The following is a 12,184-nucleotide window of genomic DNA, read 5'->3' as shown; positions in this document are numbered from 1 at the left end:
GTCTATTTTGTGATACTCATTTTTTTATTTAAAAATTCTTCTTTTTTTCCTTGACATTTTATAACTGGTCTAGAATAATATATAATTATAAAAATATAACTAATAAAAATAAATATTACTGGATTTCCCTCATGCTAAAAGTTATTTTTTGTATTCCTTTTACTCCTTTTTTCAAAAAGAAAAAAGAGACTTTTCCAATATATCACAATATTTAATTCAAATAATATTTTTGTCCATTATCTGTAAATTTTGTTATTAATACTGTATTCCAAAGTCTCTTTTTCTAAATATATTTAATATGCTATTTTAATTTTCTCAGCTCATCAGCCATTTTTTCTGCTTTTTGCCCTAGTACTATTTGTACTGCATCTTTAGATGGTCTGATTACACCTTTTGCACCAAGTGCTTTTAATTTTTCGTCACTTATGTTGCTTGAATCATTTACTGTAAGTCTAAGTCTTGTTATACAAGAATCTATTGATTTTATATTATCTATTCCGCCTAATATATCTACATATTTTGCAGTTTCTTCAGCTATTCCAAGATCAGGTGCTGACATTGCAGTTAAGTCTTCGTCTTCTCTTCCCGGTGTTTTCAAATTAAATGTTTTTATCATAAAGTAGAATATAGCGAAGTATATGAAGAAATATACAACTCCGAATATTGCTATTCCTATTGGATTAGATGCTATTCCGAAGTTCAGTACATAATCAATTGCACCTGCCGAGAATGAAAATCCGTCTCTCATACCCATTGCATAAGTCAGTGCCATAGATGCTCCTGTTAAAATTGCGTGTATTAAGTATAATACTGGAGATAAGAACATGAATAAGAACTCAAACGGTTCTGTTATTCCAGTAAGGAATGAAGTCAGAGCTACAGATATTAGCATCCCTCCTACTTCTGATCTTCTTTCTCTTTTAGCTGTAAGATACATTGCTAATGCTGCACCTGCCACACCAAACATCATCACTGGGAAGAAACCTGTCATAAACTGTCCTGCGTTAGGATCTCCTGCGAAGAATCTGTTTAAATCTCCTGTTTTTTCATTATATGTACCAAACACAAACCATACAAAGCTGTTTAAGATATGATGTAATCCTGTTGGAATCAGTAATCTGTTAAGCAGTCCGAATACGAATGATCCGATTGGTCCTGAATTAACAATCCATGTACCTGTTTTTGTAAAAACAAGGTCAAATACAGGATAGATAAGTCCTAATACTGCACCTTCCGCAAGTGCGAATAATCCTGTGATAATAGGAACAAAACGTCTTCCGCCAAAGAATCCCAAAAATTCCGGAACTTTTATATCATGGAACTTATTATAAAGCAACCCTGCTGTGATACCGCCGATTATCCCTGTAAGTACTCCCACGCTGAACTTCAGATCAGGATATCTTGCAGTTACTATTGCTGTTGCTGTTGCTAATAATATAAAATGTGCTATTGCTCCTGCCAGTCCTGCGGCACCGTCATTATTTTTTGCCAGTCCCACTGCTATACCTATACCAAATAACACTGCTAGGTTATCGAATATTGCTCCTCCGGCACTTGCTATAAAAGGCATATTCAGTACATCTGGCTGCCCTATTCTAAGTAATATACCAGCTATTGGAAGTACTGCTATTGGAAGCATTAACGCTTTCCCAAGTTTTTGTAATTTTGCTAACATTTAAAACCACACCTCTCTAAAATTGTTCGTCTCTTAATCAAAAGTTTTTTCGTTAATATTTTAATATCCTTACAGCATTATCGCTGTTTGTAATTATTTCCTTATATTTGGAAAAATCTGTCTTTAAGATATTTATAAAAATCATATCAATAATTGTAAATTGCGTTATTCTGGATGTAGTAGCATCTAACCGGAGATTAATATCAAAGCTTGCAGTTTTCAGAATAAAGTCAGAATAAGCATGAAGTTTGTTTTTAGTAAACTTAGTTATTGAAATTATTCTTGTTTTGTTTTGCTTTGCCAGCTTTGCAGCTTCTATTATTTCTCTTGTCTCTCCCGAGTCAGATATCAGTATCAGCAAGTCATTCTTTCCGAGATTGGAAATCATGGAAAACTGTAAGTGTGTATCCAGATTGGTAAAGGCATTCATACCCACTCTGGCTAACTTATTTACAAAGTCTGTAGATACTATCGCAGAATTGCCTATTCCCAGAACCACTATTCTTTCTGCAGCAATTATAGCCTCTATTACCTCTTCAAATATATAAACCGGATTCAGTTCAAGTGTCAGTTTTATGACATCAATATACTGATTGGCTATTTTTGTATTAGTAGTTGCTACATCATCTCCCAGACTTATATTTTTTTCCAGAATATCTTCCTGATCTAATTTATTGATCGAATTTATAAGTTCATTAAAACTACTATACCCCAGCTTTTTTGAGAATCTAATTACAGTTGCCTGTCCTACATTGACCTTTTTTGATATATCATATGAAGTCATTGTTTTAGTCCTCTCAAAGTTTTTCATTATGAAATTAGCAATTTTTTTTTCTGATTTTGTTAAATCGTTGTACACAGATTTTAATTTCACTTGAAACATTGCTATCACCAACTTATAATTCATTTTCCAATTCATTATCTGAATTCAAATTCACTATTATAATACCACGTTTTTTTTAAAAGTCAATAGGGTTTTGAAATTTTTTTTGATTTTTTTGTAATTATAATTTTTTCCTGAAAAAAATTAGTGAATTTTCACTTACATAACATTACATGTCACAACACACTATTTTAATTGATCAAAAACGAAATTATAAATTTCAAATTAAATCATTTTATAAATTACCGCTATCTTAGAAATTCATATGTTTTTTTGTTTTTTTCATACTCAAAACCATATTTTAAAGGAAATACAACCAATTCAAAAATAGATTCACATTTATTCCAACAAAATGAATTTTAATTATATTTTTATCGTTATTATCTTTTGAAAATACCAAAAATACTCTTTTTTTCATTTTTTTTATTTTAATTCAAAAAACCTTGATTTTTTAGACTTAATATAGTATAACTATTATAGATAGTAAATTTGATTTATAAATATTATATAGAGAGGTGAATTTTTTATGAGACTTATCATTTTAAAAGACAAGGAAGATATCGGGAAGTGGGTAGCTTACCATACAGCTAAAAAAATACTGGAATTCAAACCAACTGAGGACAGACCATTTGTATTAGGATTACCTACAGGAAGCACTCCTATGGAGACATATAAAAATCTGATCCAATTACATAAAGATGGTATTCTGTCATTTAAAAACGTTGTTACATTCAATATGGATGAATATTTAGGACTGGCTCCGGATCATCCTCAGAGTTACCACTACTTTATGCACGATACTTTCTTCAAACATGTGGATGCAAGAGAAGAAAATATTAACATTTTGGACGGACTAACTACTGATATTAAGAAAACATGTGAAGAATACGAAGAAAAAATCAGATCTTATGGAGGAATAAAATTATTTTTAGGCGGTGTTGGTGAAGATGGTCATATAGCATTTAATGAGCCTGGTTCTTCACTGGAATCAAGAACAAGAGATAAAGAACTTACTTATGATACTATCCTTGCTAACTCAAGATTCTTTGACAATGATATTACTAAAGTACCAAAAGTAGCACTGACTGTCGGTGTAGGAACTCTTCTTGATTCTGAAGAAGTAGTAATAATGGCTGACGGATATAAAAAAGCTGGTGCAATACATCAGGGAATTGAGAACGGAGTAAATCATCTTTGTACTCTTTCTGCTCTGCAGCTTCACAGAAGAGCAATTGTAGTTATAGATGAAAGTGCTGCTGTAGAATTAAAAGTAAAAACATATAAATATTTTAGAGAAATTGAAGCTGAAAATCTTCATATCAGCAAATTAAAAGAGGAATTATTCAAATTAAAATAGGAGTGTTATTTCATGATACTAAAAAATTGTAGAATTTTTGACGGAAATTCATTTATTAACAATACAGCTGTTTTGATTGAAAATGACAAAATTGTTAAGACTCTTTCTGAATCTGAATTATCGGGGTACACTGGTGAAGAAGTAATTGACCTTAACAATGCTGTGTTATCTCCGGGTTTTATTGATTTACAGCTGAACGGATGCGGCGGTGTACTTTTTAACGATGATATTTCGCGTAAAACACTGGAAATAATGAATGAAACTAATCATAAATATGGTTGTACTTCATTTTTGCCGACACTGATTACATCACCGGATGAAAAAATAATAAAATCACTTGATTTAATTGATAATATGAACGATATGGAAAATATAGGCGTACTTGGACTGCATCTTGAAGGCCCTAATATAAGTATTGAAAAAAAAGGTATACATAATGCGGCATATATAAGAATTCTTTCAGATGATATAGTAGACAGAATTGTTTCTTCCGGAAGCAGATCAGTAAAAATTATTACTATGGCTCCTGAAAAAGCAGAACCCAGACATCTTGAAAAACTAAAAAACGCAGATATTCATATTTCTATCGGACATACTTTCGCAAAATATGCAGAATGTGAACCAAAAAAAGATTATTTCAAGAATGCTACACACTTATTTAATGCTATGACTGAATTTGGTTCCAGAGAACCTGGGGTTGTAGGGTTTATATTTGATAAAAAAGATATCTATGCAGGAATAATAGCAGACGGTTTTCACTGTGATTTCGCAAGTATAAGAATAGCACACAGTATTCTTTCTGATAAACTTTATCTGGTAACAGATGCAGTAAGCCCTGCCGGTACTGATATGAAAGAATTTATATTTGAAGGAAAAAGAGTCTTCCATGAAAATGGTAAATGTTCTGATGAGAACGGTACTCTGGGTGGTTCGGCTCTTGTTATGAATGCAGGAGTAAGAAATCTTGTACAGCATGTAGGACTTCCCGTGGAAGAAGCTTTGAGAATGGCTACTTCATATGCGGCTAAGGCAATATCTGTGGAAGACAGATACGGATTTATAAAACCCGGATATATTGCTGACTTTGCTATTTTAAACGATAACTTTGATGTTTTGGGAATAGTCGCAAAAGGTAAACATAAAAAATTTAATTAATACTATAAAAGCTGTGTCAATATATTTTGACCAGCTTTTTTTATTTATAAAAATTATTCTGATTTGTAAATTTTCACACAAAAATGAGCCTTTCGGCTCACTTCTGCTGTTTTATAAATATCAAAATACTGCTTTTAAAGTTATACCTGCTCTGTAATCATCCTCTTTATCATTACCTTTAGCATATTCCCCGGTTAGGAATATTCCGTATCTGTCTTCTACTTCTACACCTATAGAAGCTTTTGTTCTGAATGTTCCTTTTTCTTCCTCAGGTTTAGATAATTTATGGTAATCACTTTCTACAGCTACAAGTCTTGCTTTTTCTCTTTCATTCAAATCTGCAAGTTCGTACTCGTATGCTACATCCAAAGAGCCTTTAAGCTGCCAGCTGTTCTGACTTCCAAGCGGCACAGCACCTTTTAGTTCCACACCTGCTCTTGGTTTCACGCTCCATGCATCGTTCCCTTCCACTTCCAGTCTCTCAAGTCCGCTTTCTTTGAATGTAGGTCTTGTAACATACATTGCCCTGAAAGCACCATATGGAGTTACAGTAACTTTTTTACCTATTTCAAACTCTTTCCCCAGTATGTTATCTGAAGTCACAGAGTATGTTTCATATGTTCCATTCATTTCCGAACGTGTATTAGGAGAAGGCCAGTCTATGTTTCTGTCTACATTGTGCAGACTCACTCTTCCTGTAAGATCATTTCTTACTTTCCATCCTCCTGCGTTATATTTATTATGTATTCCGAGCTGAACAGTATCTACCCATTCTTCACTTTCATTTCCGTCTTTGAATTCAAACCCTGTATGCAGGTATCCCAGTGAGTATCCGAATGTATGTCTGTATGTTCTTTCTACCTCACGCAGAGCTAGTACACCTGTTGTAGTGTAATCATATCCCAAGACCCCGTCAGTATCTTCTTTATGTTTTCCTTTTCCTGCTATTACATTTATTTTTACATTTTCTTTAGTATTGTTTACAGAATTTGACATTAGATCAAGTGAATTTTCAAAAGCCCTTGCTATATCATCTTCTCTTTGATTTATATTAGCATAGACATCGCCTGCGAGACTTCCCATTACATGTCTAAAGTCTTTTTCTGTAGTTATATAATCGATTTTATCATATATTTTCAGTCTGTCACCTGTAGAATTAGCATAATTTTCATTCAGGACACGCCCGAAATCTTCATACCATAAACCATCTGTAAAATCTGTATAAGATTTTCTCGTCATGACCATGTCACTGCCCTGAGCTGTTGCGTCCCAAGTTAAAGATTGCGAAATATACTCTCCTCTGCCTGACTGTCCTCTGAAAATATTTTCCAGTACATATCTGTCTGCTGATGTTCCTTGTGAAAAATCAGGTGTTATCTCGAATTTATCCGGAATTGTTCCGCCAAATCCAACCTGACTTGATGAATCTGTTGTTGGTGTATTTGTAGACGGATCTACTTTGACTATTACTTTTACCCCGTCGTAATTAAAGCTGCTTCCCAAATCTATATTTATTATTCCTGAATTCACCAGAGTAGGCATTTCAGGCAGTTCATAATATTTAGATGTCGAACCTGTACTTGTACCTGTAGTATCATATATATTGTTTTTATCAGCACTAGGTGTGTAACCTATTCCAAATCCTGTCCCGCTTATTACTATTGTTCCTTCATTACGTACAACTGTATTATCTCCTGACATATAAATACCAAATACATTATCTCCTGTTACTTTTATAGTTCCTTTGTTAATAAGCTCTGCTCCGTCTCTTACTGCTATTCCTATTACATTATCACCAGACATATCTATTGTTCCGTAATTCTCTACCTTTGTATTATCTGCAAATATTCCTATGGAATTATCCCCTGTTCCTATAATATTACCATAGTTTACAGAAGCGGTTACAGCATCTCTGGCATACATACCTATTCCGTCTTTACCTACTTTTATTGTAGCTGTAGTGTCATTTAGTATACTTGAACCTTCACCGTATATCCCCACAGAGTATCCGCTCTTATATTTCTCGCCGTATTCATCTGTAAGTTCCACAAGATGAGAGTCGCCGAGTAATATGTCACCTGTATTTTTTATACTTCCTTCAGTTATAAGATTCCCACTGCTGTCATATATACCTTTTCCGAATATACCTATGTTTGCTGATCCTGTATCACCTTTTATCACTGCATTATTTACTATTGTACCTGCCTGTTCTACATAATATCCTACATTGTTAGAACCATTCATAGTTATATTGGCATTATTAGTTACAGTTCCTCCTGTTTTGGAATAAAGGAAAACACCATTATTATCCATAGTAACTGAGGCATTATTTGTAAAATCTACAGGAGCAGTACCGGAAAATACAAAACCGTAAGCATTATTGTCACCAGTTCCGCTTCCTATTACAAAAGCAGAATTATTCACTACCGGTGCACTTAGATCAGATGCATACACTCCCACAGAACCGTCGCCGCCGGTTGTTATAGTTCCTCCGGTTAGATTTAATGTTCCGCCGTCTGCATAAATTGCAGTTCCTCCGGCTCCTGTACTTATATTACCGCTGTTTGTTACTGCAGCATTTTGTGAGAAAATTCCTATTGTATTAGTACCGCCTGTTATAGTTCCGGCATTAGTTATATTATCTCCAGATGTTTGACTGAATATTCCTACTCCTGGTTCATCCTGAGATACAGAATTTCCTATATTTATTACTCCGGAAGCAGAATTTGTTACAGTTTTTGCAGTTGCTCCTGCTGTATAAATTCCAATAGTTTTACTTCCTGTTAAATCAATAAGACCGTGATTTTCTATAGAAGTATTTACATTATTACCAAAAATTCCTATTGCAGACTCTCCTGTACTTTCTATTTTCCCTGATAATGTATTGTTTATTTTATCTCCGTCACGCAGATATATTCCCTGAGAACCGGCTCCCAGATTTATCTGCCCGCTGTTTACTGCTGTAGAACCGGCACCTGCCGTCGATATAGCTGCAGAACCTGTTCCCATTGTTATAGTCCCTTTATTGCTTAATCTTGATCCGTTCTTACCGTAAATACCCACTGAACTATCGCCTAAAGTTATAGTTCCTGCATTTTCGCCGTCTGTACTCAAAGACATTGTAGGAAAAGATACTACCCCTCCATATTGTCCGCCAAGTGCCATGGCAGCTGTATTAACAGCACCCGGCGCAGCTGTTATTGCAGAACCGTTCAAATATATAGCAGAATTAATACCGGCCATCATAGTTCCGTTTGTTCCAAGAGTTGTACTTCCTGTGTATTCTATTTCACCGCCGGAAATATTTCCTATTGAATAAGTAGAACCTGATGCTATACTTCCCAAAGTAAAGTTATTTGTTATTGTTCCCCCGCTTGAAATAATATTAAATAATACTACATTCTGACCATCTATATTTATAGTTCCTGTTCCGTTAAAACTAGAAGGCGAATCAAGATACAATCCTAATGCATTGTCTCCAAAAAGATTTATTGTAGTACCGCTCAAAGTAACATCACTATCTTTAGCATAAAGAGCTATTCCGTTTTTCCCTACTGTTATTGTAGAAGCACTGTCAGTTACTGTTCCTTTTTCTACATAAACTCCGACAGCATTTTCTGAATCTTTTAAATTTATTACTCCGTTTGTTAAATCCAGTTTTGAATCACTTCTGGCAACACCTGAATTATTATTCAAAAATATTCCTATTGCACCGGAACCTGTTCCAGATTTTATTAATCCGCTATTTTTGATATCAAGTTTTCCATCGCCAAAAAGCTGTGCTGTTCCCTGTTTATAGCCCTCAGCAAATATTCCAGTCCCGCCTTTTCCTACTGTTATTTCTGAACCAGCTTGATTTTCTACTTTTGATCCGTTTACTGCATATATTCCTATTGAATTATCACCTGTTACATTTATTTTAGCAATGTTTTTATTATATATTTCACCGTAGCTGGTATACATTCCCACTGAATCAGCACCGCCAAGAGTAATTGTACCTGCATCGTTTGTTAAAGTAACCATATTTCTTCCAAGCGGTGTCCCTGATGCATCCAAACCATTTTCCTGTGCTATGGCAACATTTCCTGCAAGATTACCAACTATTGATTTTCCGTTATTTGTAATACTTGAAGTTGCAATCTCAAGGCTGTTATATGCATCAGATGATGAATCAAGATCAATATTCTGATCTATCCCCAGTGAACTCTTATACATCATATAAGTTTTATAATCAGTAGATGAAGGTGTAAAATTAATCCCCAAAGAGCCTATTGCTCCTGCTGCTGAACTTAGATCCATTGTTACATTATCCATTACAAACAGTCTTGATCCGGCTTCCATATCAAGTGTCAGCTGTCCCTGAGTATTATTAAGCATATTTTTTATATAGGCTTCTATTGCAGCAGAACTTATAGTTCCCCCGGTTCCTTGATAATAGAATGCAGTACCTCTGTCACTTGCATTTGTTCCGCCTTTTATCTTAGCTGTTACATTATTTAAATCGAATTTACCATTACTCTCGCTATAGAATAAAAGTGATTTTTGCCCTGTTTCAAGTAATGTATCAGTTAATTTAATAACAGCGGTATTACCTTTTGAATAAAGATTAAATGCACCATTGGAAGTTTTTATATCACCATTTGATATATCTGCCAATCCGTCACTTACAAATACTGCCGTAGATTCTTTATCAGCAACATCTATTTTTACAGTACTGCCAATACCTGATGAAGTAAATTTTGAATACTGCCCGTTTACTATTACTCCTACTGTTCCTACAGTTTTACTAATAGCTGCGTCATAATAACTTCCGCCTGAAATATTTATCATACCGCTGTTAGTTATTGAAGCTCCAGTAGCTGAACTCGTACCGGCTTTATCTACTACTACACCTTTTGAAGCATCTCCGCTTACATTAAGTTTTCCGGCAAAAGTCATTGTTCCTCCGCCGTTGCTAGGTGTTGTTGTGAAATCTCCCACATAAAGTCCTGTTTGTCTTATACCATTTACAGCATTTACTTGTATATCTTTATCTGTAACCAGTTTTGCCGACTTTCCTATTGCAGCCAGCAATATATTTTCATTTCCGCCGTCACTTTCTATCAGCTGATTTTTTCCTGAATTATTTGTACTGTTACCATCTCCGAGAGTCAGAGTTCCGTCTTCTACCCTTACAAGATAACTTCTTTTAGAGTAAGAATCAGCATTTATAAGATAATCATCCAAAGTCACCAGTGTATTCGCTCCGCCTGCTGTTAGTTTATAATACAGACCTGTAGACTCTTCTACTAATTGCGGATCATATCCGGCTCCGGCATTTCCTGAGTATAAATTTCCTTCTCCGCCTATTTTCAGGTTAATTTTGCTTTCAGCACCATTAATAGGTCTTTCAAGATCAATTCCTATTGACTGGTCTCCCAGTATTTCTATCGGAGTATCAAATACTATTCTTCCCGGCTTAGCAAGTCCTGCAGCACTGCTATAACCGCTATAAGCCCCTGCTGTATACACACCAACGTTTTTCAATCCGTACATTTTTATAGAACCTGAATTCATAAAAGTTGCTGCATGGACTTTGTCATAATTCCCGCCTATATTATATACAATACTTTCAGGTGCTCTTAATTCTATCTTTCCAGTTCCTGTATTATCGAATATCTGTTCTCTTCCGGGAGGATTCCCAGATTCCAGAAAAGCAAATACCGTCTGTCTCATTGAAGTATAACCACTTGTTGTCAGATCGTTCAATCCAGTTATTTCACCTTTATTAGAAAAAACAGAAACAGGCTTATCACCTGAATATGTATGTCCCTGCTGATTTACTGCAAGTACATCTCTACCTACGAGATTCATTTTCCCTTCATTTACCACATACTGTATTAAGTCAGAGTTTGTATTGGAAACATACTTTGAAAGTTCAGATTTTTCTGCTGTGCTTATTCTTCCGTTTGTTTCAAGCCAGTCAAGTGTAGAGGCCTGTTCACTATGTGCATCATAGTGAAGAATATGCTGTGACATTGCCAATGAACTGTTATCTCCTTCTAATGTAAATGTAACTCCTGCTCCCAGTCTGACTACCGGTGCCCCTACTATTCTATAAAATCCCTGCATAGAAACACTTGACTGAGTTATCAATGAAGACGGCAGTGCTGCTGATGTATAAGCCCCCGGTACTGTAGCACTTGACGGACTCGTTCTTGCTCCGGATAAACTTATTGTTCCAGTAGCATTATTCATTGTATAGCTGTAATTTTGGAAACCTGTAGCTCTTATATTAATATCTCCGGTTATCATATCCCACTGACTGATTACTGCGTGACTTGAACCGCCCTGTACGAAATATGCCCCGTCGGAATTTCCACCGCCTGCTCCTTTTACAGTAATTACAGGTACAGAAGTAAGTGAAGGAGATTCCACTGTAGGTGTCATTGGCTGAAATACCAGTGTATTTACTGTAGGTATATTAGCTGCTGACGGAGGTGTTACATTCAGCGTTCCTGGATTAACGTTTATTTCTACCGGAGGAACCGGGTTCAAAAGTGAAGGATCTCTAGTAATTCCCTTCATTGGTATAGAGACTCCCAAATCTATTTCCTTAGCTGTCTGCAAAGGCTGATAAGGTTTTCCGGTTACGCTTTTATTTGTTCCAGTTATGATATATTCTCCGTTTTCATTATAATATCCGCTTGTACCATACTCTACCTTAGAGTGATAACGGGCATTTTCGCTTGTATTGTCATTTCCTTCGCTTTCGTGATAAAAACCGCTGAAAAATATCTGCCATTCCAAGTATTCCGGTTTGACTATATAATCACCCTGAAAATATAAATCTTCCAATTCTTTATTTTTTTGGTTGAGCGTTCTTTCTAATAATTGGTATGCTTTATCATTTGACTTTCCGGTTTTAATGTTATTTATCATACTGTTATAAAGTCTGTCATATTTGACTACTGATGTTGTCTGACCGGCAACATAGGCCGGGATCATTGCATTCAGCGCTGCAAATGATACTAATAATTTTTTATTTCTTTTCATAACAATTTCTCCTGATTCTCTTTATATTTGTTATTTATTATGCGTGCTTTTTTCTCTTTATAACTCCTTTCTATTTGTA

General features: G+C 35.0%; 5 protein-coding genes. 2 read left to right on the top strand and 3 right to left on the bottom strand.

Annotated elements, in window-relative coordinates:
- Positions 1 to 301: 301 nt before the first annotated feature.
- Both nagE and NK213_RS12040 read right to left on the bottom strand, forming a co-directional pair.
- Positions 302 to 1,675 carry an N-acetylglucosamine-specific PTS transporter subunit IIBC gene (gene nagE, locus NK213_RS12045; protein ID WP_253349473.1) on the bottom strand — a complete coding sequence of 458 codons (1,374 nt, stop codon included), beginning with the start codon at positions 1,673 to 1,675 and terminating at the stop codon, positions 302 to 304.
- A 52-nt stretch (positions 1,676 to 1,727) separates the two neighbouring features.
- Positions 1,728 to 2,558: a MurR/RpiR family transcriptional regulator gene (locus NK213_RS12040; protein WP_256478721.1), complete on the bottom strand. Its 831-nt coding sequence runs from the start codon at positions 2,556 to 2,558 to the stop codon at positions 1,728 to 1,730.
- Between the two features lie 526 nt (positions 2,559 to 3,084).
- Between NK213_RS12040 and nagB the strand changes: the two genes are divergently transcribed.
- Positions 3,085 to 3,915: a glucosamine-6-phosphate deaminase gene (gene nagB / locus NK213_RS12035; protein ID WP_253349472.1), complete on the top strand. Its 831-nt coding sequence runs from the start codon at positions 3,085 to 3,087 to the stop codon at positions 3,913 to 3,915.
- 12 nt (positions 3,916 to 3,927) lie between these two features.
- Entirely contained in the window at positions 3,928 to 5,070 is a 1,143-nt protein-coding gene (gene nagA / locus NK213_RS12030; RefSeq protein WP_253349470.1) for an N-acetylglucosamine-6-phosphate deacetylase, read from the top strand.
- A 120-nt stretch (positions 5,071 to 5,190) separates the two neighbouring features.
- On the opposite strand, the gene NK213_RS12025 is transcribed toward nagA, so the two are convergent.
- Complete coding sequence (locus NK213_RS12025; RefSeq protein WP_253349468.1) at positions 5,191 to 12,105, bottom strand: autotransporter domain-containing protein; 6,915 nt, start codon at positions 12,103 to 12,105, stop codon at positions 5,191 to 5,193.
- Positions 12,106 to 12,184 lie beyond the last annotated feature (79 nt).

Origin of the sequence: Sebaldella sp. S0638 (assembly GCF_024158605.1) — a bacterium.
Lineage (GTDB): Bacteria > Fusobacteriota > Fusobacteriia > Fusobacteriales > Leptotrichiaceae > Sebaldella.
The sequence above is the reverse complement of the archived record's forward strand: the minus strand, read 5'-3'. Positions and strand labels throughout refer to the sequence as shown.

Excerpts from the sequence above, each read along its gene's own strand:
- nagA (WP_253349470.1), top strand. The coding sequence starts at position 3,928 with ATGATACTAAAAAATTGTAGAATTTTTGACGGAAATTCATTTATTAAC.
- nagE (WP_253349473.1), bottom strand. The coding sequence starts at position 1,675 with ATGTTAGCAAAATTACAAAAACTTGGGAAAGCGTTAATGCTTCCAATA.
- nagB (WP_253349472.1), top strand. The coding sequence starts at position 3,085 with ATGAGACTTATCATTTTAAAAGACAAGGAAGATATCGGGAAGTGGGTA.
- NK213_RS12040 (WP_256478721.1), bottom strand. The coding sequence starts at position 2,558 with ATGTTTCAAGTGAAATTAAAATCTGTGTACAACGATTTAACAAAATCA.
- NK213_RS12025 (WP_253349468.1), bottom strand. The coding sequence starts at position 12,105 with ATGAAAAGAAATAAAAAATTATTAGTATCATTTGCAGCGCTGAATGCA.